This is a genomic window from Streptomyces sp. CoH27, assembly GCF_020181035.1.
GTDB lineage: Bacteria > Actinomycetota > Actinomycetes > Streptomycetales > Streptomycetaceae > Streptomyces > Streptomyces camelliae.
In genome coordinates, this window is record NZ_JAIQYY010000020.1 from 21354 (window position 1) to 45302 (window position 23949).

The window sequence follows — 23949 nt, forward strand, 5'->3', positions numbered from 1 at the left end:
CCTACCGGGCTCCGCGCCTGATCCGGTCCCGTCGGCGCAGGAAGAGCGAGGCGCCCGCCCTCACCTTGGCCGCCATACCGTCCAGGTCGGTACGGGTGTGGAGGAGCCCGGGGTGGGCGTAGCCGCTCGCGGCGGCCGCGGGGGTGGTGGTGAGAGCGGTCGCACCGAGGGCGGTCGTGCCTGTGACGGTCGCCGCGGATGCGGTTCCCGCGGCTTTGAGGAGGGCGCGGCGGCTGGGCTGGGTGGTCGCGTGCATGGTGCGGAGACGCGGGTGAGGGGGCGGGGATGACAGAAATCCGCTGTCCTGCCGCTGGGAAAGTACTTGCATTCATGGAAAGTAGTGTCCATGCTGACAGGGAAGACGCCGTACGAACCCGGGGCGGTCCGACCAACCGCCCTGTCCTCAGCGGAGGTTGACGTATGAACAGCACGGGGGAACCGATGGACGAGCCGATGGATGCCGGGCGGGCGCGGGATGCGCTCGGTGCGGTGTGTGCCGCGCGGGCCGCGGCGCGGGAGGCCGGGGGGCGGGAGCGGCCCCGGGGGTACGTCATCGGCCAGGGACTGACCTGCGCGGCCGGCTTCACCGCGCTCGGGCTGGCCAACCTGCTGCCGCGGTACGGGGCATGGCTGACGCTCGCCGGCCTCGCCTGCGCGGTCGGCTTCTTCGCACTGATCTGGACCGGCGCCCACCACGGCGGCGTGACCCGCTGGTTCAGCCGGGACGGCGGACCCCGGCGTTCGGCCTGGGAGCTCTGGGTGGCGCCCCTCGCCGCGATCGCCGTCGGCGCGCTGGCCGCCGTCCCGTACGGCACGACCGGCTGGCTCATCGGCTTCGGTGTGGCCACCGGCGCGGAACATGTGCTGCGCGGGCTCCGGCAGCACCAGGGCGGCACCGCATGACCGGGCCCGGGTCCCGCGGCGACGCACCTCCCGCCCTCGACCGCGAGCTGCACCACCCCACGCGACTGGCCCTCGCCGCCTATCTCTCGGCCTGCGGCGAGGCGGAGTTCGCCGTTCTGCGGGACTACTGCCAGGTGTCCGACTCCACGCTGAGCAAGACCCTTTCCGCGCTGGAGAAGACCGGCTATGTCAGCGTCCGCAAGGGCTACCTGGGCAAGCGTCCGCGCACCTGGGCCTCGCTCACCTTCACCGGCCGCCGGGCACTGAACCGGCACCTGGCGGCGCTGGAGGAGATCGCGGCCACCGCCAGACGGGCGGCCGGAGGCTGCGCCAAGGACCCGTCGGACAGCGGGAGTTGAACAGAGCTAGGTGCGGTTCACCGTCCGTACCGGTGTCGACTCCCCCGGCTCCGGCGGCTCCATGGTCTGCGCCCGCAGCAGCAGGATGTCGCCGACGAACAGGTCGTACACGACGATCCCGACCACACCGCCGATCAGCGGACCGACGATCGGGATCCACCAGTAGGAGCTGAACGAGCCGGACACGCTGCCCGGGAAGGCCAGGCTCTTCCAGCCCTCGATCCAGGTCAGCAGGCGGGGCCCGAAGTCGCGGGCCGGGTTGATGGCGTACCCCGCGTTCGCGCCGTAGGACATGCCGATCGCGGCGACGACGAAGCCCACGACGAGGGGGGCGAGGTTGGACTTGACGGCCTGGTTGCGTACGTCGAGGACGGCGGCGATCAGCATGAGCAGGAACGCCGTACCGACGATCTGGTCGATCAGCGGTCCCCAGACGCCACCGTGGAAGTACGCGGCGGGGAAGGTCGCGAAGATGGAGAAGGTGGCGTTCGTGCGGCCGTTCACCTTCGGGCCGGCTGCCGCCCGGTCGTAGGCGTGGATGGCGTCGTGGTAGACGAGGTAGACCAGCGCCGCCCCGGCGAAGGCGCCGAGGACCTGGGAGAACCAGTACGGCACGACCTTCGCCCAGGCGAAGCCGCGGCGCACGGCCATGGCGAGGGTGACCGCCGGGTTCAGGTGGGCGCCGCTGACCCCGCCGCCCGCGTAGACGCCGAAGGTGACGGCCAGTGCCCAGCCCCACGTGATCAGCAGCCAGTCCCCGGCCGCGAGGAAGATCGTGGTGGGCGTGGCGGCGCGGCCCGAACCGGGCAGCGCGGCGACCGCCATCGCGACCACACCGCAGCCGAAGGAGATGAGCACGAAGGTCCCGAGGAACTCGGCGAGGCACTCACCGAGCAGCCCACGCCGGCTGCGCAACCGGGACGGCTTGATGATCGCGGGGATTTCCACAGCCATTCCAGGCCCCCTTGAGAAGAGAGCAATTCCGGCCAACGTCACCATATTGGACTAGAAGCCCCCACCCCGCAGGTTGCCGGTGCCCCGTCAGCGGCTGTCCAGGTCGTCGGCGAAGTGCCGGAACCCGTGCCGCTCCCGGTGCATGCCCCACAGCACCCCGGCCAGCACCTCCGGATCCTTGCGGGCGTGCCCGGGGGTGATGGCGCCCGGAATCACCAGCTGCGCCACGTGGATCCCCTCCCCGGCGAGGCGTTCGTGCAGCAGACGGCCGTACGCGCTCTCGGCCGCGAAGGCGATCGAGGTGCCGGCCCGCTCGGGGTGGGGCACGGCGGCGGTCCCGCCGTTGACGAAGAGGATCGTGCCGCGCCCGAGCCGCCGCATCCCCGGCAGCACGGCCTGTACGGCGGCGACGGCCCCGTACACGGAGAACTCGACGGGCCCGATCAGATCCCGGTGCCGGGTCTCCAGCACGGGCCGCATGAAGTCCCGGTGCGGCACCGGGCTGTACTGCAGCACCTCGACGGTCCCCAGCTCCCGGCCCGCCCGCTCCAGCGCCCCGGTCAGCTCCTCCGGCCGGCGCACGTCGGCGACAAACCCGCCGGCCCGCACCCCGCTCTCCGCCAGCTCCTCCACCAGCCGGTCGAGCCGCTCCCGGTCCCGCGCGACGAGCCCGACGGCGAACCCCTCCCGCCCGAACCGCCGGGCGACGGCAGCCCCCAGCCCAGGCCCGGCACCCACGATGACAAGACTGCTGCTCATGCCGGCCATCCGTACCGCACATCGCACCGCCCCACACGCCCGGCCGGCCCCGGTACGCACGGGAGCTGGGACCTGGGGTCAGACGGCCGCCTCCGGCTGGGCCGGGCTCAGGTAGTGCAGGGTGGTGCGGGCCGCGTGCGGGGCGAGCAGGCTCTGGAGTTCGTCGGCCGCCGTCTTCAGCAGGTCGCCGTCACGGTCGGCACGCAGGGTCTCCAGGACGAAGGCGACGTGGGCGGAGTCGTCGGTGACGCGGGTGCGATGGGCGTCGCGGTGGTTCCAGTGGCGGGTCAGGACCCCGGCCGTGTCGGCGTAGATGATCTCCCCGGGCCTGGGCGTCTCGACGGTGCCGGGCTCGCCGAGCGGGGTGAAGGACTCGGTGCCGTCCGCGTGCCGGATGTCGACGTCACCCTTCACCTGGTCCAGGTCGAAGGCGCCGGCGGGCAGGGCATGGCGGACGGACACGGCGTTGTAGGAGTCGACGGCCGGGCTGATGCGCGGCAGGCTCCCCTTCTTGGCGAGCCGGCGGCCGAGCGCGTCGACGCTGGGGCGGATCCGGCGCGGGTTGGTGCCGAAGGAACGGTAGGCGGTGTGCCAGGCGTCGATGCGGGGGTCGCTCTCGTCGGCGGGCGCCCAGCTGCCCTCGGCGAGGCGCTGCTCCAGCTCGGCCACCGCGTCGGCGGTGTGCGGCCAGGGCTCGTGACCGCGCACGCCGGTGGCGGTGACCAGGGCGATCAGGGTGTCCGGGAAGGCGTCCGCGACGGCGGAGGCGAGGCGGAAGGCGGGCATCGCGGGGCCTTTCGTGCCATACCATTCAAGGGTAATACCAACAGAACGACCCCACCGTACAACGGAACGACCGCCCGGTGTCAACCGAACGACCGAGCGGTACAGTGCAATGATCAGGAAGGATGGTGATCAGGTGGCCGAGACAGCCGCGGCCCTGCGGACGGTGGCACACAACGTCCGGTCGGCCCGGGTCCGCGCGGGCCTGTCCCTGGAGGAGCTCGGCCGGCGCGCCCAGGTCAGCAAGGGTGCCCTGGTGGCGCTGGAGAAGGCACAGGGCAACCCCAACCTGGCCACCCTGGTCCGGCTGGCCGACACGCTCGGCATCTCCGTGTCCGCCCTGATGCAGGGGCCGCACGAAGACCGGGTCCGCGTCGTGGCCGCCGACTCCGTGGACCCGCTGTGGACCGGTGAGCTGGGCAGCGAGGCCCGGCTGATGCTCACGACCTCCGGCCCGGCCCCGGTCGAGGTCTGGCGCTGGCGGCTGGAACCGGACGAGGAGTACCCGAGCCATCCCCACCAGGCCGGCGTCGTGGAGACGCTCAGCGTCACCGCCGGCCGCATGACCCTGGTCGTCGACGGCGCCGAACACCCTCTGGAAGCCGGCCAGACCGCCACCTTCGACGCCGACACCCCGCACACCTACCGCGGCACCGGCACCGAGACCTGCCACCTGATCATGACGGTCCAGATGCCACCCGGCCCCGCGGCCTGACGGGCACAGCGGCCCGTACGGCGCTCACGCCATCCAGAAGAAGACCGCCGTCATGCGCTTCTCCTCCAGGGTGCCGCCGAAGTAACCCGTCGCGCTGTGCACGAGGTTGGCGTTGTAGAGGAGCAGGCGGTTGTACTTGTGCGGGACGCGGACGTCCTCCTCGAAGTGGTCGCCCGGGACGAAGCGCGTACCCAGGGCCTCGACGAGGTTGTTGTGCGGGGCCTGGACGATGTTGCCGCCGAGCCGGCCGCCGGGCAGGGACTGGCGGTAGAAGGCGGTGCCGCAGTCCTTGGGCACGCCGGGGTTCAGATAGAGCACGGCCGCGTACCGGCACAGCGCGCGGGAGTCGGTGTGCGGGCGGGGCTCGCTCTCGCCCTCGCCGACCACCTGGACGCAGTTGTGGTTCAGGGTCCCGCCGCCGGGCGCCTGCTGCACCCACAGCTCCTTCGCCCCGGTCGCCCGCTTCACCAGCCGTTCGATCACGGCGAGTTCACCGGGCTCCAGTCCGGGCATGGCCCGCAGCCCCGGCCAGGTCTCGGACGTGTACGGATACCCCTGCACCCAGTCGTCCTTGGCCAGACACCGCTCCCGTACGGCGTCGACGTCGGGCAGGGCGTCGTCGAAGACCCAGTAGTCGCGGCCCTTGGTGGGCTTGCGGTAGGGCAGGACGGGCAGTGCGGCGGGCATCCGGGGGGCGGGCTGTGGGGGCAGTTGTGGGGGCATGCGGCGAATCTATGGCAGCGTTTCCTCTCGCCTCTCCCAGCAAAAGGTCAACGTCTCCCGGGAGTTGGTCAACTCTTCTTTACCTGTTGCGCAGAGACGAACGCCTTCCGCATCCGTACTGCTGTGTGTAAGAACCGCCCCGCGCCGTAGGTGGGCGGCTCCCCGACCGGGCAGGAGGCATGGTGCGCTTTTCGCGGAACGCGACGGGAACTCTCTTCGTGGGCGGTGCCATGGCCGTGACCCTCGCGGCGCTGGCCTACCCGGGCATGCTCGGTCTGAGCAAGGTCGCCACCGCCCAGGACCGCGTCATCGCCAACACCCAGTGGGGACCGCTCACCGAACAGGACCGGGACTTCGTGGTGAAGGTGCGGGCGGCCGGCCTGTGGGAGTACCCGGTCGGCCAGATGGGGCTCCAGAAGGGCACCACACCGGCGGTCAAGACGGCCAGCGAGCATCTGGTCGACGGGCACGCGGCGCTGGACACCACCTGCCGCAAGATCGCCCCGATGCTCAACATCACGCTGCCCAACATCGCGAGCCCGCAACAGGAGGGCTTCGTCAAGCAGTTGCAGGCCGACAGCGGGAAGAAGTTCGACAGCGACTTCGCCAACATCCTGCGGATGACGCACGGTTCGATCTTCAACACCGTCGCGAAGATCCGGTCCACGACGAAGAACACACTGGTCCGCGCCCTCGCCGACCAGGCCAACAACACCGTGCTCGACCACATCACGGTGATGGAGAAGACCGGTTTCGTCGACTTCGACCAGACGATCTTCCAGCAGACGACCCCACCGAAGCTCCCCGACTCCGACCTGACCCCACCCCCGCCCCCGGCAGGCCAGCCCGAGGTGGTCCTGACCCCGCCGCCGAACGCCACGTCGACCCCCGTCGACATCAACGGGATCGCGGGCGGCGGGGCCGGCGGTGCGACGGGCGCTTCACCGGGAGTGAGTCCGGCGCCGACGGCGGGCTAGCCCGAAGCCAATCACTCCCTATGGGACAAAGTCATGGTTAATGTCCCTGATCAGCCGAAATATATGGTTATGCGATCCAGACCGTGGTGTCCGGCGGCAGCAGCCCACCGCCGGACAGCGGGACACTGGACAGCAGCACCTCGCCCATGGGCAGCGGTACGGGGCCTGCGCCAAGGTTGGTGACGCAGCGCCAGCCCGGGGACCGGCTGAAGTCCAGCACCGCGGCCCCGCTGTCGGCGGACCACCTCAGCTCCTCCCCCTCCAGCAGCTTGCGCCGTAGTCGCAGGGCCATGCGGTAGAGCTCCAGCGTCGAGCCCTCGGTCCCCGCCTGTGCCTCGACGGCGTACGACGCGAAGGACGGCGGCTGCGGGAGCCAGCCGGGGCCGGCGCCGAAGCCGTACGACGGTCCGGCCGTCGTCCACGGCAGCGGGACCCGGCATCCGTCGCGGCCCTTGCGGGTGTGGCCGGTCTGCTCCCAGATGGGGTCCTGGAGGGCGCCGGCGGGCAGGTCGGCGACCTCGGGCAGGCCCAGTTCCTCGCCCTGGTAGAGGTACGCCGAACCGGGCAGGGCCAGCATCAGCAGGGTCGCCGCGCGGGCCCGGCGCAGCCCGGCGGCGGGGTCGAGGGCGGGTTCGGTGCCGTCGGACAGCAGCCAGGCTCCCGGGTCCGTGCCGGGCGGGAGCATCAGGCGGGAGGCGTGGCGGACGACGTCGTGGTTGGACAGCACCCAGGTGGCGGAGGCACCGGCGGACCGGGCGCCGAGCAGGGCCCCAGTGATCAGCTCACGCAGCTCGTCCGCGTCCCAGCCTGCCTCCAGATACTCGAAGTTGAAGGCCTGGCCCAGTTCGTCCGGGCGGGCGTACCGCGCCCTGCGGGCACCCGGGACCCAGGCCTCGGCGACGGCGGTGCGCGGCGGGGCGTACGTGTCGAAGAGGGTGCGCCAGTCGCGGTAGATCTCGTGGACCTCGTCACGGTCCCAGTACGGGTGGCTGCCCGGCGCGACCCGCAGCAGGGACTCCTCACCGGTCGCGCCGATGTCCCCGGTGTCCCGCAGCGGTTCGGTGAGGTCCTTGGCGAGGCCGTGTGCGACGTCGACGCGGAAGCCGTCGACACCCCGGTCGGACCAGAAGCGCAGGGTGGTGCGGAAGTTGGCGCGGACCTCCTCGTTGTCCCAGTTCAGGTCGGGCTGCTCGGGGGCGAACAGGTGCAGGTACCACGCGCCGTCGGGCGTCCGCCGCCAGGCGCTGCCGCCGAACACGGACTGCCAGTCCGTGGGCGGGAGTTCACCGTGCGCGCCCCGGCCGGAGCGGAAGACGTAACGGTCGCGGGCGGCCGAGCCGGGCTCCGCCCGCAGCGCCTCCTGGAACCAGGGATGCAGATGCGAGGTGTGGTTCGGGACGATGTCGACGACGACCTTCAGACCGAGCCGGTGCGCCTCGGTCACGAGGGCGTCGAAGTCGTCCAGCGTGCCGAGGCGGGGGTCGACGTCCCGGTGGTCGGCGATGTCGTAGCCGCCGTCGGCGAGTTCGGAGGGGTAGAAGGGGCTCAGCCACAGCGCGTCGACACCGAGTGCGGCAAGGTGGTTCAGCCGCTCGGTGATGCCCCGCAGGTCGCCGAGGCCGTCACCGTCGGCGTCGGCGAAACTGCGGGGATAGACCTGGTAGACGACGGCCTGCCGCCACCAGTCCGGGTTCCTGGAGGAGAGGTCTGCCATACGGACTCCCTGGGGAAGGACACCGTGAAGAATCTGTCCATCCGGCCAGGAGAGCGAACCTTGGGCCCGACCAGCAGGGCGCCTGGGGCAGGACCCTCTGCCAGGTCCTCGACGTTCTTCAGGACCTGTTGAGGTGCTGGACTGGCACCTGCACCACCTGCGGGCGGCCACTCACCGCAGACAGTGCCAGAGCCAGAACCTGACGAAACACTACGAGGAGGACGACGTCCGGGAGGCCCCCTCCACCGTCTCCAGGTACAGCTTCACGTACCGCTCCACGTCCACCTCCAACGCCACGTCCACCAGGGCCCGTTCGCGACTGCCCTCGTGGATCTCGTACTCGCCGGCGCGGGGCCGGCGGTCGACCACCGTCTGGCCTCGGGTCGGGCCGGCGTCCAGGGAGACCTCGACCGGCAGCAGGCGGGTGGTGAGACCGCCCGGGTCGGCGACCGCGCACACCGCGCCCGCGTCGCCGAGCCCGCCCGCCTCCTCCGCCTCCGGCTCCTCGCCGATCGCGGTCGGCCGGTGCGCGAGGAGGTCGCCGGCCAGCCGGGTGCCGGGGTCGGCGCTCGCGCGCAGCCGGTGCACGTCCGGGGTGTCCACGACGACCTGCATGAAGACGTCGAGCCCGTACATCGTGATCGGCACCCCGGCCGTGAGCAGGATCGCCGCCGCCTCCGGGTCGTGCCAGACGTTGAACTCGGCGACCGGCGTGGCGTTCCCGCTGCCCACGGCCCCGCCCATGAAGACGATCCGCTCGATGTTGCGGGTCACCTCCGGGTGGGTGCGCAGGAGCAGGGCGATGTTCGTCAGGGGCGCGGTCGGGATGAGCGTGACCGGGCGCGGGGAGGCGAGGATCTCGCGGCGCAGCAGGGCTACGGCGTCCAGCTCGGACGCCCTCCGCTTCGGCGCGGGCAGGCCCAGGTCGCCCATGCCGTCGGAGCCGTGCACATGCTGGGCCGAGCGGGCCGGCTCGATCAGCGGGCGGGCGGCACCCCGGCCCACCGGGATGTCGGGGGCGCCCGCCTGCTCCAGCACGGTCAGGGTGTTGCGGACCACGCCGTCGACGTCCGTGTTCCCGGCCACGCAGGTCACCGCGCGCAGGTCGATCCCGGGGTGGCGTACGGCGAAGAGCAGGGCGAGGGCGTCGTCGACACCCGTGTCGCAGTCGATGATCACGGGAATGGGCTGACCGGTCACGGCGGACTCCTTCCGTCGAATCGACCCTAGATCACTCCGGTCGGTCCCACAGAGCGATTCCGCGTCGCGCGACCCGGTCCGCGATCCGGCGCAGCAACTCCGGCACCGGCAGTTCCCCGGGCCGCCGGCCGTCCCGCAGCCGTACGGCGGCCCGGCCCTCCGCCGCCTCCCGGGCGCCGATGACCACCTGGTACGGCACCAGCCGCGCGGCCCGGATCCGGGCACCCAGGGAGCCGTCCTCGGGCCCGGCGACCTCGGCCCGCAGGCCCAGCTCCACGGCTTCGCGGACGACGGCCGCCGCCTGCCCGGCCTGCTCCTCGCTCACCGGCAGCACGACCACCTGCACCGGCGCCAGCCAGGCCGGGAAGGCGCCCCGGTGGGCCTCGATGAGATGGGCGACGGCCCGCTCGACGCTGCCGATGATGCTGCGGTGCACCATCACCGGACGGTGTTTCGCGCCGTCGGCACCGATGTAGTGCAGATCGAAGCGGGCCGGCTGGTGAAAGTCGATCTGCACGGTGGACAGGGTGGACTCGCGGCCGGCCGGATCCGCGATCTGAACGTCGATCTTGGGCCCGTAGAAGGCCGCCTCGCCCTCCGCCTCCTCGTAGTCGATGCCGGACTCCTCCAGCACCTCCCGCAGCAGCGCGGTCGCCCGCCGCCACAGCTCCGGGTCGGCGACGTACTTGCCGCCCTCCCCGGGCAGCGACAGCCGGTGCCGTACGGCCTCGATGCCGAGGTCGGCGTAGGCACGGGCGATCAGCTCCAGCGCGCCCCGCGCCTCCTGCACCGCCTGCTCCAGGGTGCAGAAGATGTGGGCGTCGTTGAGCTGGATGGCGCGGACGCGGGTCAGCCCGCCGAGGACACCGGACAGCTCGGCGCGATACATGCTCCCCAACTCGGCGATACGGAGCGGCAGTTCCCGGTAACTGTGGGAGCGGGAGCGATAGATCAGGGCGTGATGGGGACAGAGACTGGGCCGCAGCACGATCTCTTCCGACTCCTCCGCCCCGAGCCGCATGGCCGGATACATGTCGTCCCGGTAATGCCCCCAGTGCCCGGAGATCTCGTAGAGCTCCCGCTTGCCGAGCGCGGGCGAGTACACGTGCCGGTACCCGGCCCGGCGTTCGGCCTCACGGATGTACTCCTCCAGGGTGTGCCGGACGACCGCGCCGTCCGGCAGCCAGTACGGCAGCCCGGCCCCCATCAGCGGGTCGGTTTCGAACAGACCGAGCTCGCGGCCGAGGCGGCGGTGGTCGGGAAGCTCGCGGATCGAGTCGTTCACGGCTGGTTCCTCTCGCGAAGGGAGCGCGAGGGCGAGGCACCGGGACGCGGGAACGCCGAAGCCCCGGGGCACTCGCCCCGGGGCTTCGAAGCTGGTCAGGTGTCAGCGCGCCGGGACGGTCTCCGGCGTCGTCGTGCTACGAGGGCACTGCTGGGCGCGCTGCATACGGCGACCGTAGCAATCGCCTCGGCCGCGGGGCGACGCATTTTCCCCGAGCCCCTCACCCGGCCCCTCACCCGTACGGCCCGGAGCGCTGGTGAGGCGGGCGGGGCGGTGATCCCGTGAGAACAGGCACCCACCGCACCGGCCCGTCAGTCCAGGAGGAGGCACCTCGATGTCGTCGATGACCTCGTTGACCGCGTTGATCGAGGCGATACGCTCCCGCCGCCGGCTCCAGCTGACCCTCATAGCCCTCGGCCTCATCGCGGTGGGCGGCTGCGCGGCCCTGGGCCTGAAGCACCCGGCGACCGCGCCGCAGCCCCTCCCCACGATCGACAAGCCGACCCCGATACCGCGGGCCTCCGGCCGGGCGAACGGTGCCGCGCTCACCGACGAGCAGGCGCAGGCCGCGCTCCTCACCCAGAAAGACCTCGGCGCCACCTGGACGGCGACCCGTGGGGCGGCCACCTGGCGGGACGGCATGCTGAAGGCGACCAGCACGGCGGCGGAGTGCGGGCGCCTGATGGAGACGCTCTACACCGACGCACTCCTCGGCGGCCCGCCCCGCGCCACGATCAGCCTGGACGACCCCGACACCGACGCCCAGTTCCGCTACCAGATCGGCGCCCGCCGCCCCGCCGACGTCGACGCAGCCCTCGCCTGGCTGAAGACGCTGCCGGTGCAGTGCGCCCGCTTCACGGCCAAGACCGACAACGGCCTGGTGGAGGACGTCCGGGTCAACGAGGCCCCCCTGCCGAATGTCGGTGACGCCCGCCAGGGCCTGCACATCACCATCGCCACCACGACGTCCGACGGCCGGGACCACCTCCTCACCCTGGACCTGGCCGCCGTCCGCGTCGGCCAGGACGCCTTCGCCTTCACCAACGCCGGCCTGGGGAACGTACCGAACGACGCGACCCAGGCCGCCGTACAGGTGGGGGCGCTGCGGCTGGCGGATGTGCGGAGGCACGGAAGGGCGCAGGTCTGACCCCGGGGGTTCATGCGACCACACGCACCGCCCCGCCGAAGTGGCGGGCGAAGAAGCGGACCGCGCTGTCGGCCTCGAACCGGGGCAGTTCCTTGTGCTTGCCCGTGTTGACGTGCAGGGTCTTCTCCTTCGAGGCGAAGGCGTCGAACAGCGTGAGGCCGGCCTCGCGCGGGATGTGCTCGTCGTCCCACTGCATGTCGAACTCGATCGGGATGGTGATCCGCTTGGCCTGCTCGGCCAGGACGTCGGGCCAGTGCAGGCCGAAGACCGCGGCCGTGATCCTGGGTTCGACCGCCACCAGCGGCACCCCGATCGCGGTGCCCATGTTGATGCCCCAGAAGCCGACCGGCCCGTCGGTGCCGATCTCCGGGAGCTCCTGAAGGGCGTCCAGGGCCGCCTGCCACTCGGGTACGGCCTGCTCGGCCAGGTGGGCGTTGTAGCGGACGACGATCGGGCCTTCCGGCTCGCCCGCCGCCCGCGCCCGGTACAGCTCGGCGATCTCTTCCTCGTCGTGCGCCGTGCGCGGCCGGTCGCCGTGACCGGGCGCGTCGAGGACGGCGACGTGGAAGCCGCAGCCCGTCACGAGGAGCTGGGCCCGGCCCGACATCGCCGGATGCTTCTTGTGGTTGCCGCCGCCGTGTCCCATCAGGACGAGGGGTGCGCGACCGGCGCCGGAGGCCGGCGACCAGAGGACTCCGGGGACGTCGCCCACGGTGAAGTCACGCTCGGTCATGCCGTTCGACGACGACTCGGCGGTGAACCGCAGAGAGTGCTGGGAGTGCAGAGAGTGCATGGTGTTGCCTTTCGGGAGTGCCTTGTTGGCGAGGCGCTCCCGGCGACACCTATGTCGTTCGCCCGGCCGTGACGGGAAGGGGGAGCACCCACATCGATACAGCGTTCATGGGTCTCACCTCCTTGGTCGCGTCACGGACGGCGGAAAGCTATCAGCCGGGTGATCGTCCCTGCACCCCTTTTTCCCGCTCTGCTCACAGTGGTGGCTGCGCCGGTGCCGGGCCCAGGGTCGTCGTGCCCGGAGCCGTACGGTGGCCGAGGCCGGTGCGGTAGGCGTCCAGGGCCGCCTCGGTGCGGCCCGTGCGGCGGAGCAGGTCGCCCAGGAGACGGCACAGGTCGGCCAGATCGCCGGCCGCGCCCGCGCGTTCCAGGAGGCTGAGGGCGCGAACGTAGTGCTCCTCGGCGGCCTCGGTGTCGCGGGCGTCCTCGGCGATGATGCCGAGGAGACGGTGAGCCGCGGCGGAATGCACCGCGCCGCGTTCGGAGGAGAAGTCGCCGAGAACCTCCTGGAGCAGGATCGCGGCCTCCTCCGACTTGCCCCGGCGGTGCAGGACGTCCGCCAGTTCCACCGCCGCCTGGCTGCGGTACAGGGCCGCCCGGGTCTCCGAGAGCATCGTGTGCGCCTGGCGCAACTCCGCCTCCGCGCGTTCCAGTTCGCCGTTCTGGGCGCAGACGTAGCCGCGCATCCAGTGGCAGTTGGCCAGCTCGGTGCGCAGCCGGAGGCGGCGGTACAGGTCGGCCGCCTTCGCCAGGGAGGCGTCGGCCTCGGCGAGGCGGCCCTCGGCGAGCAGGGTGCGGGCGACCGAGCGGTGCATCCGGGCGATCAGCGCCTGGTCACCAGCCTGCGGGGCGAGCGCGAGGGCGAACTCGGCGGCCTGGGCGGCGCGGGCGTGCGCGCCCATGTCCATGTACGGGCCGATGACGCTGGCGTAGAGCAGCAGCAGGGCGTCGGGGTCGTGCAGTCCACCGCGGTTCAGCTCGTCGAGGGTGGACTCCAGCAGGTAGACGGCGTAACGGAGTTCACCGGCCAGGTAGTGCGAGACCGCGCGGCCGCGGACGGCCGGCACCCGCACCGGCAGCGACTCGTCGGCCAGGCCGCGCTCGGCCCGCTCGAAGAACTCCCGCGCCTTCGCCAACTCCCCCGTCTCCAGGGCGGATTCCCCCAGGCCCAGCAGCGCGGTCGTCCGCTCGTGGCCCAGCCCGTGCGCCTCGGCCTCCGCGAGCAGCGCCACGTACTGTACGGCGGCCTCCTCGGCCCGGCCGTCGGCGAGCACCCGCTGGGCCTCGGTGAGCCGCAGGCGCAGGTCGGTGGCGAGGTGGGCGGGGCGGCCGACGGCCAGCTCCTCGTAGGCCACGCCGAGCCGGCCGGCGATGTGCCGCAGCGCCTCGTCGGAGGCCCGCACCCGGCCCGCCTCCAGGGTGGAGATGTACGCGGGCGTGTAGGCGGGCTCGGCCAACTGCCGCTGAGTCAGCCCGCGTTCGGTGCGCAGTTGCTGCACGCGCCGCCCGATGACTGTCGGATCGTCCCGTTCCCGCATCCGCCGTTCCCCCTCAACTCCCCTGGTGCCTCTTGCCGTTCGACCCTGGCAGCCCTAGGTTAAACGGCGGATTAAGCGTGCTTAATACGTTGCTGTTGTGTTCGTCGTTGTCGTGTTGCGAGGTCGCCGTGCAAGGACGTACGCCCGCCCCCTACGGACGTCCCACCACCAGGTATGCCCGGAGCGTCGCCGCGGCAGTGCTGGCCGTGGCGGCACTGGTCACAGCGGCGAACGCGGTCCCGGCCCACGCGGACCCGACCCCGTCCGGCCGGAGCGGTACACAACAGGCGGCAGCGGCACCCGCACGCCCGTGAAGAAAACCGGGCGAGGCCGCGATGGGGGGCGGGCGTGTCCCCGGCGCCCACCGCCCCCCATGTCCGCATCGGCGACGGCACGATCACGACGCTGTCCGCCTTCGACGCACAGCCGGCCGTAGCCCTCCGGTACTCGCTCGGACGACACCGTGACGAGCCGCCCCCGGCGGGACACTCCCCCCTGTCCCGCCGGGGGCTCCCCCCGTGCCGCCGGGCGGCCTACGCTGCGGCCATGACCTCCGCAGCCTCCCCCGCCGCCCGCACCGCCCTGGACCTGACCGCCGACCTCCCGGTGCCGGACCTGGAGGATCTGTACCGGGATCTGCACCGGCACCCCGAGCTGTCCCTGCGCGAGCACCGCACCGCGGGCACGCTGGCCGGGCGGCTCAAGGGGGCGGGGTTCGAGACCGCCGAGGGGGTCGGCGGGACCGGGGTCGTGGGGCGGCTGCGCAACGGGGACGGGCCGGCCGTGCTGCTGCGGGCCGACATGGACGCGCTGCCGGTGCGGGAGGAGAGCGGGCTGCCGTACGCCTCCGAGGCGGACGGCGTGATGCACGCTTGCGGGCACGATCTGCACGTCACCTGGCTGACCGGCGCCGCCGAGGCGCTGGCCGCCGGGCGGGACACCTGGCGCGGCACCCTGCTGGTGGTGGGCCAGCCCGCCGAGGAGACCGGGCAGGGCGCGCAGCGGATGGTGGCGGACGGCCTGTACGAACGCTTCGGCCGCCCGGACGTCCTGCTCGGCCAGCACGCCGCCCCCGGCCCGGCGGGCCTGTACCCGCACGCGCCCGGCCTGATCATGTCGGCGGCGACGGACGTGGACATCGTCGTCCACGGCCGGGGCGGGCACGGCTCGCGCCCGGAGGCCACGGTGGACCCGGTGGTGACGGCCGCCTATCTCGTCACCCGCCTGCAGACGGTGGTCTCCCGGGAGATCGCCGCCGGTGAGTCCGCCGTGCTGACCGTGGGCCGGATCGAGGCGGGCACCCGGCACAACATCATCCCGTCCGAGGCGCGCATCTCCCTCAACCTGCGCAGCCAGTCGGAGGCGGTACGGCAGCGGATGCTGGCCGCGATCGAGCGCATCACGCGTGGCGAGTGCCTGGCCGCCGGCTGCCCGCGCGAGCCCGAGGTCACGGTCGGCAACGCCTTCCCGGTGACCGTGAACGACGCGGCCACCGACACCGCCGTGGCCGCCGTGCACGGCGAGGTGTTCGGCGCGGGCACGGTGTTCGACCCGGGCCCGGCGATGGGCAGCGAGGACTTCCCCCAACTGGCCCTCGACGGCGCCATCCCGTACTCGTACTGGTTCGTGACCACCACCCCCGCCGAGGTCTGGGAACAGGCCCCCGGCGAGACCCTCCCGGAGAAGTTCGCGGCCGTGCCGAGCAACCACAGCCCGCACTTCGCACCCGATCTGTCCACGATCGCCCCGGGTGTCCGCACACTCGTCTCGGGGGCCCTTGCACTGTTGTCAGTGGCATGACCTAGTCTTCGCTCACTCGCCACACGAGGCACACACGGCAGGCACGGCAGGCACAGGGGACTCATATCGCCGTGGCCGTGGCCGAGTTGCGGCCCACTCTCTTCCTTCGAGTCAGGCGACTCATTCGTTCCGGGGGGTTCGAATCAGCGTGCGCAAGCGCTCTCTCACGGCTGTCACCGCCCTGGCGGTCCTCATCGGCTCGGCGGCCCTCGCCGCGCCCTCGGCATTCGCCGACTCCAGCAGCGTCCTGCCGGTCAAGAAGACCGGCGACCTCGTGGTCGACGGCGCTCACCAGCAGGTCTTCATCAGTGACCCGGCGAACGGCACGATCGTGGTCACCGACTACACCGGCAAGGTCCTCAAGGAACTGCCCTCGCTGCCGGGCGTCACCGGCCTCGAACTGTCCGCCGACTCCGGCACGTTGTACGCGGCCGTGCGGGACGCGAACCAGATCGCGGTCATCGACACCGCCACCGACACACCCGGCACACCGTTCACGGTGGGCGACCGCCCGGTCAGCGTCGCCGTCGCGGGAGGCCGGCTGTGGTTCGGCTACGGCTCGACAGGCAACGGCGACATCGGCTCCGTCGACCTCGTCGGCGAGCAGCACCAGGTCACCCTCGACCAGGCCAGGGGCTGGTACGGCGGCCCGATCCTGGACGCGGCTCCCGGCTCCACCACCCTGCTGGCCGGGGAGCCGGGCCTGAGCCCCAGCACGGTCACCTCCTACGACGTCTCGATGGGCACGCCCACCCGCCTGGCGAGCGCCGAGGTCGGCTCCAACCTGCGCGACCTGGCCGTCACACCGGATGGCAAGGACGTCATCACGGCGAGCGGAGCGCCGTACAAGCACCCGGTGTTCAAGACGGCCGACATGACCCCGGACGGCGGCTACGCCAGCGCCACCTACCCGAACGCGGTGGCCATCGCCCCGGACGGCACGGTCGCGGCGGGCGTCGACGGCTGGTACAACCCGGACATCTTCGTCTACAAGCCGGGCGGCACGACCCCGCTGCGCACCTACGACTTCCCGAACACCGGCAGCACCAGCGGCGCGGACGAACTCGCCGACTCCGCCCTCGCCTGGGCGCCCGACTCCTCCCGCCTGTTCGCGGTGTCGTACAACAGCAACGGCGTCTACTCGCTGCGGGTGTTCACCTCGCCCGCCAAGGCGGCCACGGCGCTGACCGTCGACGCCCCGGCCACCGCCGCCCGCGCCAAGCAGCTCACCGTCACGGGCAAGGTGATCTCGTCGGTCCCGCTGCCGACCGGCACGCAACTGACCGTCACCCGCACCGACGTGGAGTCCCCCAAGGGCAAGGCCCTGACCCCGGTCGCGGTCAGGGCGGACGGCACGTTCTCCTTCACCGACACCCCGCCGGCGGGCGGCAAGGTGACGTACACGGTGTCGTACGCCGGCGACGCGGACCACGCGGCGGCCTCCGCCTCGGACTCGGTGTCCGTCTCCCGCGCCACGACGGCGCTGACCCTGAACAACAACCGCACGGTGTACGACTACGGCAAAGCGGTGAAGTTCACCGCCCACCTCGGTACGACGTACACGAACCGCACGGTGGAGATCTGGGCCGACCCCTACGGCTCCGACCGGCCGAACAAGCTGGTGAAGTCCGGCAGGGTCGACTCCCACGGCAACCTCTCGGTCACCCTGAACCTGTGGCGGGACACCACGGTCACCGCGAAGTTCGCGGGCGACGCCCGCTACCAGCCGGCATCGGCCAGGAGCATCGTCGGCGACCGGGTGAGCATCTCCACGTCGGTGGGCAACCAGTACAAGTCGGCGTACGTCTGGGGCCAGACCTACTCCTACTTCCACACGAACAAGAACCCGCTGATCACGACCAGGATGACGTACTACCCGGGCCGGGCGCAGAAGTTCGAGTTCCAGGTGTACTACCAGGGCACCTGGTACCCGGGCGACCCTGCGTACTTCAAGCTCGGCAGCGACGGCGTCTCCCGGGTGCAGATCACCGGCGACCACAGCAAGGACGTCGGCTGGCGCTTCCGCATCCGCTCGTCGTACATCGACGGCTCCTCCGGCGACATCGTGAACTCCACGACGAACGGCCCGTGGAAGTACTTCACGTTCACCAGGTGAGCGGGTAACTACCGGACTGCCGCCTGGAGTTGGCGCAGCTGCCGCTGGACGTTCTCCAGCGCGCCCTCCCGGCGGCCCGGCACCCGTAGCCGCAACTCCGCGAGCGCGGGCCCGAGTTCACGGGCCCACGCCGTGTCCCTGATCCGGCCCCACTGGTGGTGAGCCCGGTCCACGGCCGCCTCCACGGCAGGCGCGTCCACCGCCTGCCCGGCGGCCAGCCGCACCCCGGCCACCGCGAGCCAGGCCCGGCAGCTCCCCACCGCGTCCCCCGCGAACATCGCCAGATCGGCCCGCACCTCGGCCCAGTGCAGAGCATCGTCGGAGGCGGGACCATGAGCGCGCACAGCAGCGGCCTCGTGCCGAGCGGCCAGCGCATCGGCATCACCATGGCGCCCGGCTCGGACGGCGGCGCTGATCGCGGCGTGGGGGTCGTGCGCAAGGGTGTGGGGGGCGTGTCCCATGGCGTCAGGGGCGTGCTCGGTGCCCGGCGGGGTTGCGGCGTGCGCTTCCGGCCGGCCGAGACGGGTGGCCGGGTGGGCGAACGGGGGTCTGGGGGCGGAGCCGCCGGCGGCGAGCACCAGGTCCCGGCCCGCGCTGGACTCGGCGATCCGGGCCAGCGCCTGCTCGTGCAGCGCGGGAAGCGGGGGCCGGTGCCCGCTGCGCAGCAGCGTCGCCACCGCCTTCATGTACGCCGGCTCGCCCGGCCCGCGCCGCCCGGACGCCGGGGCGACACGGCCGTACACCGCCGCGTTGGGCCCGGAGTCGAGGCCCCGCTCGGCGACGTGACTCCATGCCTCCGCCTCCGCATGCAGATCCACGAGGAGCGCGGTGTCCGCGGCGGAGCGCAGCCGCAGTTCCTCGCGGATCCAGTGCCAGGGCAGCGCGGTGTAGCGGACGGTCGCCGCGGTGGTGCGGGCCAGCCCGAGATGCGGCAGCCGCTGCTTGCGGTCCAGCTGGAGCTGACCGGTGATGTACACGGTCAGCGGTCCCGGCGCGGCCGCCGCGGCACGCAGCCGGGTCAGTACGGCCTGCGGTTCCAGCGGGTCGGCGAGTTCGACCACGTTGGCGGTCTCGGTGCCGGACAGCACGGCAGGGGCGACCGCGGCCAGCACCGGCAGCACGCCGGCCGCGTCCACCAGGCGCCCCCTGCCCAGCGGCGAGGCCGCGAGCAGCAGCACGGTTCCGGGCATCGTCCCTCCCCCAGGTTCTCCGAGTCCCTCCAGCCAGCACCGTAACCGCTGCGGCTGCAAACGCGCGTCTCAGGACCGCAAACCTCCCTGTTCGGCCCCTTCGCCCGCCTTCTCGTCCAGCCGCCGTACGGCGAACACGGTCGTGTCGTCGGCGAGCCGCCCCGCGCTGTGCCGCAGCACGGCGTCACGGACCGTACGCACGAGGCGCTGGGGCTCGGTGCGGTCCAGGTCCGGGTCGGCACCGACCACGCGGGCGAGGTCCCGGACCAGCGGATAGAAGACGCCGGACCCGTCCCGCGCCTCGGTCACCCCGTCGGTGACCAGCAGCAGCGTCTCGTCGGCGGCCAGCGGCACCCGGTGCACGGGCGGCAGCCCCGCCGCGAGATCGCCGAGCCCGAGCGGCAGCCCGTCACCGCTCGGCAGCGCCCGCACGCCGTGCGGCCCGACGGCGAGCGGGGCCTCGTGCCCGAAGTTGACGGTCTCGATCATGTCCGGGGCGTCCTCGGAAAAGCCGATCAGCACGGCGGTGGCGAACCGGTCGCCGTCGTCCCGGCCGAGCGCGGTGGTGTGCCGGCGGTGCCGCAGCATCCGGATCTCCAGGCGTTCGGCGACGGTCGCGAGGTCCTTCTCGTGGTAGCCGGCTTCACGGAAGGTGCCGAGCAGCGCGGCGGCGGCCTCCACCGCGCCGAGCCCCTTGCCCTGGACGTCGCCGACGAGGACCCGGGTGCCGTGCGGGCCCGGCTGGATGTCGTAGAAGTCGCCGCCGACCTGGGCGTCGACATCGGCGGCCAGATACACGCCCGCGTGCTCCAGCCCGGCCCAGCGCGCCGGCAGCGGGCGCAGCACGGTACGCCGGGTGGTCTCCGCGATGTCCATGATGCGCAGCGTCTGCCGCTCCCTGCGCACGCGCACGGCCGCGGCCAGCGTGGCGAGGACGCCGCCGAGGGCGACCAGGACGAAGTCCCCGAGACCGGCCCGGTACTCGCCCGGCCAGGCGTGGTCGACGGCGAAGTACGTCACCACCGCGAGCGCGGCGAAGGCCCCCGTCGTCCACACCCCGCAGATCGCGGCGGCCGTGCCGGGGACCAGGACGATCCAGGAGATGATCCGGAACCGTTCGCCGGTGTTGAGGTCCACCAGCACGATGCCGACGAGCAGCAGCAGCGACGGCACCCAGGCGAAGCTCCGGCCGCGCATGCGCAGCATGCACCCAGCGAAACACGCCGGACAACCGCCCGCATCCGGGCCCTCTTCCCTCTCCCTCCCCGCTTTCCCCTTCGTTTCCCTCTGTCGGCCGACTTGCCGGGCGGCGGCCCCAGGTGTGCTCTGGAAGGCGGGGGCGAGGAGAGAGAGGAGCACTCTCATGACTCAAGCGGCACCGGCACCGGCACTCCGCGCACCGTCCCACCCACCCGACATCTTCGACGAGCGCACCCACCGCATCGGCCGCATCGCCGTCCCGGTCGTGCTCGGCCTGGTCTACGGCTACTGGGTCGCGGCCAACAATCGCGCCGGCGGCGCCATCACCGGCTGGAACCTGCTGCTCGGGTTCGCCAGCGCACTGGTCTTCGCGGTGGTGTGCGTGGCCCTGCTGACGCTGGCCCCGCGGATGCCGCGGGAACTGCACGCGCTGCTGTGGACAGCCTTCGCGGGCTGCGCGTTCGGGTTCATGTACAGCATGACCGGCGAGGCGATCTGGCGGTCGGTGGGAATGGCGGTGGCGGTGGCGGCGGTGACGTTCATCGCGTTCTTCTACCGCTACTACACGCGGGAGGACGCGTTCGGCCGCCGTATCCGCTGAGCACGCCGCTGACCGGCGCACGCGTGGGCCCCGGCCGACTCCTTGACCGGGGCCCACGCGCTCCCCTGGTTCCCTCTTCCCACACCGGCCCCATGGGCCGGTTTCCGTCTCCCCAGCACCAGGAAACACCCGTTCGGGTGAACCCTCCACCGGAGGGCCGAATCCGGCTCGCGCCCGCGCCCGAACGATCGTTGCCTGGAAGGGTGCCTCCACGCCTGCCCGCACGTCTCAGGAGCGCCCTGTCGGCCGCGCTGATCGCCCTGTCCTGCCTTCTCGTGCCGTTCGGCGCGCTGGCGGCCTGGGCGGCGTACGGGCTCGTGGACACGGGCCGGTACGTCACCACGATGGCTCCGCTCGCCGCCGACCCCGACGTACGGGACGCCGTCGCGGCCACGGTCGGCGACGGCATCCTGCGCGCGGTGGACCAGCATCTGGACGCCCACCCGGCTGGGGGTACCCCCTCCGGGGGAGGCTCCATCCGCCCGTTCGTGCACGACGCGGTGCGCTCCTTCACCCAGACCGAGGCCTTCCGGCTGGCCTGGGACACCGGCAACCGGGTCACCCACGACGCGGTCCTGCGGGCCCTGCGCGACGAGCAGGACGTGACCGCCGGACAGCCGGTCACCGTGGACCTCGCCTCCGTCACGGACACGGTCAAGCGCCGGCTCGCCGAGGACCACGTACCGCTCGCCGCGCGCATCCCGGTGGAACACACGCCGGTGGCCGTACTGCCCGGCGACGAACTGGCCGCGTTCCGCAAGGGGTTCCATGTGCTGGAGGTCGCCGGCTTCTGGCTGCCGGTCGCGGCGGTCGCCTTCGCCACGACCGGCATCGCCCTGGCCGTCCACCGCCGCCGCGCCATCACGGCGACGGCCCTGGGCACGGCGCTGGGCGGCGCGCTGCTGACCGTCGCCCTGTACGTGGGCCGCACCCTGACCCTGGCCGACCTCCCGTCCGACGTCCCCCACCCCGCCGCCGCCGCGGTCTACGACGCACTCACCTCCACCCTGCGCTGGACGTCCTGGCTCCTGCTGGCCCTGGGCCTGACGGCGGCACTCACGACCTGGCTGACCCGCAACGTACGCAGACGGCAGCCACCAAGGGGGTAGCCGAGCCGACGCCGGGCCCGTGTGCGGACGGCACCGGTCGGCGGACGGCACCTGATAATGGGCGCATGCCCCGAGAGTTCCCCATCGGCCTCACCCCTCCCGACTGGCTGGTGCGGAACCTCCAAGCCCACCCGGCACCCGTCAACCGGCCCGCCGCGGCCCGCGCCGCGATCGCCCTGACCCTGCCCCTGGTGATCGGTCTCACGACCGGTCACCCGGCGTACGGCGCCCTCGCCTCCATGGGCGCCCTGTCCGGCGTCATCAGCGACACCGCCGACGCGTACCGCATGCGCATCCTCAACATCGCCGTTCCGCAGCTCTTCGGCGCGGTGGGCATCACGCTGGGCGTGCTGGTGTACGGCCACGGCTGGCAGGCGGTGGCCGCGGTGACCGGGGTCGCCCTGCTCTCCGGCATGATCTCGACGATCGGCGCGGTGGCCTCGGTCTCCGGCCTGCTCCTGCTCCTGAACTGCGTGGTGGGCGCGGGCCTGCCGATGCCCCACCCCTGGTGGCTGGCCCCGGCCCTGCTGACCGGCGGCGGCCTGCTGGTCCTCCTCCTCGCCCTGCTCGCCTGGCCGTTGCGCTCGGGCGTCCCGGAGCGCGCGGCGGTGGCGGCGACGTACCGCACGGTCGCCGCACTCCTCGCCGTCTCGGGCACGGACCGTACGGAGGAGTACGAGGACGCCCGCCGGAACGTCACCCAGTCCATCAACCAGTCGTACGACCTGATCCTGGCCCGGCGCGCCCGCCACCACGGCCGCAGCCCCGAACTCACCCGCCTGCTGGCCCAGTTGAACGCGATCACACCCGTGGTGGAGGCGGCCCCCGCGGCCCACTGGGCGGCCCGCCCCCTCCCCCCGCAGATCCCGGAGGCGATCGGCCTGCTGGCCCGGGCGGTGGAGGCGGGCTCCCCGGGCCCGGCCGCCCTGTCCCTGCCCCTCCCGGAGACGGAGACGGCCCGCGCGGTGGACCACGCCCTGCGCCACACGGCCGAGGTGGTGGCATCACCGGACGTGGACCCGAGAGGAATCGACGACCGCCTGGGCCGCCCGGCAACCCTGGGCATCCGCACGGCAAGAGCGGCCCGCAACGTGGTGCTGTCCGCCAACTCCTGGCGCTACGGCCTGCGCCTGGCGGTCTGCATCGGCATCGCCCAGGCCCTGGTCTCCCTGATCCCGGTCCCGCGCTCGTACTGGGTGGCCCTGACGATCACCTTCGTCCTGAAGCCCGACTTCGGCTCGGTCTTCTCCCGCGCCCTGCTGCGCGCACTGGGCACGGTGGCGGGACTGGCGATCGCGGCGGTGGTCCTGGCGGAGGTCCCGCTCGGCTGGTGGGACGTACCGGCGATGCTGCTCCTGGCCCCGCTGGTCCCGGCGCTGACCCCACGGGGCTACGGCTACCAGACGGCGGCGATCACCCCCGTGATCCTGCTCCTGTCGGACATCCTGAACCACCAGGGCACGGCCCTGCTGCTCCCCCGCCTCACGGACTCCCTCCTGGGCTGCGCGATCGCGCTGACGGCGGGCTATCTCCTCTGGCCGGAGAGCTGGCGCACCCGGGTGGGCGACCGCCTGGCGGACGCGGTGGCGGACACGGCGCAGTACGTGGAGGCAGCGTTCACCTCGGGTACGGCGGGTACGGCGACCGACCCGGCGGCCCGGGCCCGGATGCGCCGCCGCCTGTACCGCGACCTGTCGGTCATCCGTACGGAGTTCCAGCGGGCCCTGACCGAACCGCCGCCGACCGGCCGCCGTGCCGCCGCGTGGTGGCCGCTGGTCGTCGCCGTGGAACGCATCGTGGACGCGACGACGGCGGCCCGGGTGCGCGTGAAGCATGGCGCGCCGACACCGTCCGCGGCCGAAGTCACGCAGATCGCACTGCAGCTCAGGGAGCTGTCGGAGGGGGTGCGCAACGCGGAAACGTTGATCCCGGTTCGCACGGATCTCACCGGCCCGCCGGGCAGCGTTCTGGAACCTCTACGCCAAGAGGTGGCCGCGGCCCGGTCGATCGCTTCCCCCCACTGAGCCCTTCGCTAACCTTACGTGTCCGTCCTGGCCAGGGATCGACGGGATCAACTCACGCGA

At 72.5% G+C, this 23949-nt stretch carries 22 protein-coding genes; 10 read left to right on the forward strand and 12 right to left on the reverse strand.

Annotated features, from left to right (window positions below; translation table 11 throughout):
- Nucleotide 1 precedes the first annotated feature (1 nt).
- On the reverse strand, nucleotides 2-256 hold the full coding sequence (locus LE548_RS30525; protein ID WP_225100206.1) for a hypothetical protein: 255 nt from the start codon (nucleotides 254-256) through the stop codon (nucleotides 2-4).
- Between the two features lie 164 nt (nucleotides 257-420).
- Here LE548_RS30525 and LE548_RS30530 point away from each other — a divergent pair, with 164 nt between their 5' ends.
- Nucleotides 421-903, forward strand: coding sequence for a hypothetical protein (locus LE548_RS30530; RefSeq protein ID WP_225100207.1), 483 nt, complete (start codon nucleotides 421-423; stop codon nucleotides 901-903).
- Nucleotides 900-1262: a transcriptional regulator gene (locus LE548_RS30535; protein WP_225100208.1), complete on the forward strand. Its 363-nt coding sequence runs from the start codon at nucleotides 900-902 to the stop codon at nucleotides 1260-1262. The genes LE548_RS30530 and LE548_RS30535 overlap by 4 nt, the downstream gene beginning before the upstream one ends.
- Nucleotides 1263-1268: 6 nt before the next feature.
- On the opposite strand, the gene LE548_RS30540 is transcribed toward LE548_RS30535, so the two are convergent.
- From LE548_RS30540 to LE548_RS30550, 3 genes are all read right to left on the reverse strand, one after another.
- A complete protein-coding gene (locus tag LE548_RS30540) occupies nucleotides 1269-2216 on the reverse strand; it encodes an MIP/aquaporin family protein (protein WP_225100209.1) in 948 nt (315 codons plus the stop codon).
- 87 nt (nucleotides 2217-2303) lie between these two features.
- Complete coding sequence (locus tag LE548_RS30545; protein ID WP_225100210.1) at nucleotides 2304-2984, reverse strand: SDR family NAD(P)-dependent oxidoreductase; 681 nt, start codon at nucleotides 2982-2984, stop codon at nucleotides 2304-2306.
- A 69-nt stretch (nucleotides 2985-3053) separates the two neighbouring features.
- The gene (locus LE548_RS30550; protein ID WP_225100211.1) at nucleotides 3054-3761 is read right to left on the reverse strand and encodes a B3/4 domain-containing protein; all 708 of its coding nucleotides are present in this window, start codon (nucleotides 3759-3761) and stop codon (nucleotides 3054-3056) included.
- 133 nt (nucleotides 3762-3894) lie between these two features.
- Between LE548_RS30550 and LE548_RS30555 the strand changes: the two genes are divergently transcribed.
- A complete protein-coding gene (locus tag LE548_RS30555; RefSeq protein WP_225100212.1) occupies nucleotides 3895-4473 on the forward strand; it encodes a helix-turn-helix domain-containing protein in 579 nt (192 codons plus the stop codon).
- Nucleotides 4474-4497: 24 nt separating this feature from the next.
- On the opposite strand, the gene LE548_RS30560 is transcribed toward LE548_RS30555, so the two are convergent.
- Nucleotides 4498-5196 (reverse strand): DUF6445 family protein, encoded by a 699-nt coding sequence (locus LE548_RS30560; RefSeq protein ID WP_225100213.1) that lies wholly within the window; start codon nucleotides 5194-5196, stop codon nucleotides 4498-4500.
- 179 nt (nucleotides 5197-5375) lie between these two features.
- On the opposite strand from LE548_RS30560, the gene LE548_RS30565 reads away from it, so the two are divergent.
- Nucleotides 5376-6173 carry a DUF4142 domain-containing protein gene (locus tag LE548_RS30565; RefSeq protein WP_225100214.1) on the forward strand — a complete coding sequence of 266 codons (798 nt, stop codon included), beginning with the start codon at nucleotides 5376-5378 and terminating at the stop codon, nucleotides 6171-6173.
- A gap of 67 nt (nucleotides 6174-6240) precedes the next feature.
- Here LE548_RS30565 and LE548_RS30570 read toward each other — a convergent pair whose 3' ends face one another.
- From LE548_RS30570 to thrS, 3 genes are all read right to left on the reverse strand, one after another.
- Complete coding sequence (locus LE548_RS30570) at nucleotides 6241-7887, reverse strand: glycoside hydrolase family 13 protein (RefSeq protein ID WP_225100215.1); 1647 nt, start codon at nucleotides 7885-7887, stop codon at nucleotides 6241-6243.
- Nucleotides 7888-8097: 210 nt separating this feature from the next.
- Nucleotides 8098-9087 carry a nucleoside hydrolase gene (locus tag LE548_RS30575; RefSeq protein ID WP_225100216.1) on the reverse strand — a complete coding sequence of 330 codons (990 nt, stop codon included), beginning with the start codon at nucleotides 9085-9087 and terminating at the stop codon, nucleotides 8098-8100.
- Between the two features lie 31 nt (nucleotides 9088-9118).
- Nucleotides 9119-10372 (reverse strand): threonine--tRNA ligase, encoded by a 1254-nt coding sequence (thrS, locus tag LE548_RS30580; RefSeq protein ID WP_225100217.1) that lies wholly within the window; start codon nucleotides 10370-10372, stop codon nucleotides 9119-9121.
- A 334-nt stretch (nucleotides 10373-10706) separates the two neighbouring features.
- Here thrS and LE548_RS30585 point away from each other — a divergent pair, with 334 nt between their 5' ends.
- Nucleotides 10707-11519 carry a hypothetical protein gene (locus LE548_RS30585; RefSeq protein WP_225100218.1) on the forward strand — a complete coding sequence of 271 codons (813 nt, stop codon included), beginning with the start codon at nucleotides 10707-10709 and terminating at the stop codon, nucleotides 11517-11519.
- A gap of 10 nt (nucleotides 11520-11529) precedes the next feature.
- On the opposite strand, the gene LE548_RS30590 is transcribed toward LE548_RS30585, so the two are convergent.
- Together LE548_RS30590 and LE548_RS30595 are read right to left on the reverse strand one after the other, a co-directional pair.
- Nucleotides 11530-12312 carry an alpha/beta hydrolase gene (locus tag LE548_RS30590; protein WP_225100219.1) on the reverse strand — a complete coding sequence of 261 codons (783 nt, stop codon included), beginning with the start codon at nucleotides 12310-12312 and terminating at the stop codon, nucleotides 11530-11532.
- 193 nt (nucleotides 12313-12505) lie between these two features.
- Nucleotides 12506-13849 (reverse strand): helix-turn-helix domain-containing protein, encoded by a 1344-nt coding sequence (locus tag LE548_RS30595; RefSeq protein WP_225100220.1) that lies wholly within the window; start codon nucleotides 13847-13849, stop codon nucleotides 12506-12508.
- A gap of 546 nt (nucleotides 13850-14395) precedes the next feature.
- Between LE548_RS30595 and LE548_RS30605 the strand changes: the two genes are divergently transcribed.
- Together LE548_RS30605 and LE548_RS30610 are read left to right on the forward strand one after the other, a co-directional pair.
- Nucleotides 14396-15649 (forward strand): amidohydrolase, encoded by a 1254-nt coding sequence (locus LE548_RS30605; RefSeq protein WP_225100222.1) that lies wholly within the window; start codon nucleotides 14396-14398, stop codon nucleotides 15647-15649.
- A gap of 148 nt (nucleotides 15650-15797) precedes the next feature.
- Nucleotides 15798-17765 (forward strand): Ig-like domain repeat protein, encoded by a 1968-nt coding sequence (locus LE548_RS30610; protein WP_225100223.1) that lies wholly within the window; start codon nucleotides 15798-15800, stop codon nucleotides 17763-17765.
- A gap of 8 nt (nucleotides 17766-17773) precedes the next feature.
- On the opposite strand, the gene LE548_RS30615 is transcribed toward LE548_RS30610, so the two are convergent.
- Both LE548_RS30615 and LE548_RS30620 read right to left on the reverse strand, forming a co-directional pair.
- The gene (locus LE548_RS30615; RefSeq protein WP_225100224.1) at nucleotides 17774-18955 is read right to left on the reverse strand and encodes a hypothetical protein; all 1182 of its coding nucleotides are present in this window, start codon (nucleotides 18953-18955) and stop codon (nucleotides 17774-17776) included.
- A gap of 69 nt (nucleotides 18956-19024) precedes the next feature.
- Complete coding sequence (locus LE548_RS30620) at nucleotides 19025-20161, reverse strand: PP2C family protein-serine/threonine phosphatase (RefSeq protein ID WP_225100225.1); 1137 nt, start codon at nucleotides 20159-20161, stop codon at nucleotides 19025-19027.
- A 157-nt stretch (nucleotides 20162-20318) separates the two neighbouring features.
- Here LE548_RS30620 and LE548_RS30625 point away from each other — a divergent pair, with 157 nt between their 5' ends.
- The 3 genes from LE548_RS30625 to LE548_RS30635 all read left to right on the forward strand — a co-directional run bounded on the left by LE548_RS30625 (nucleotide 20319) and on the right by LE548_RS30635 (nucleotide 23889).
- On the forward strand, nucleotides 20319-20756 hold the full coding sequence (locus LE548_RS30625; RefSeq protein WP_225100226.1) for a hypothetical protein: 438 nt from the start codon (nucleotides 20319-20321) through the stop codon (nucleotides 20754-20756).
- A gap of 215 nt (nucleotides 20757-20971) precedes the next feature.
- Nucleotides 20972-21865, forward strand: coding sequence for a hypothetical protein (locus tag LE548_RS30630; RefSeq protein WP_225100387.1), 894 nt, complete (start codon nucleotides 20972-20974; stop codon nucleotides 21863-21865).
- 65 nt (nucleotides 21866-21930) lie between these two features.
- The gene (locus LE548_RS30635) at nucleotides 21931-23889 is read left to right on the forward strand and encodes an FUSC family protein (RefSeq protein WP_225100227.1); all 1959 of its coding nucleotides are present in this window, start codon (nucleotides 21931-21933) and stop codon (nucleotides 23887-23889) included.
- Nucleotides 23890-23949 lie beyond the last annotated feature (60 nt).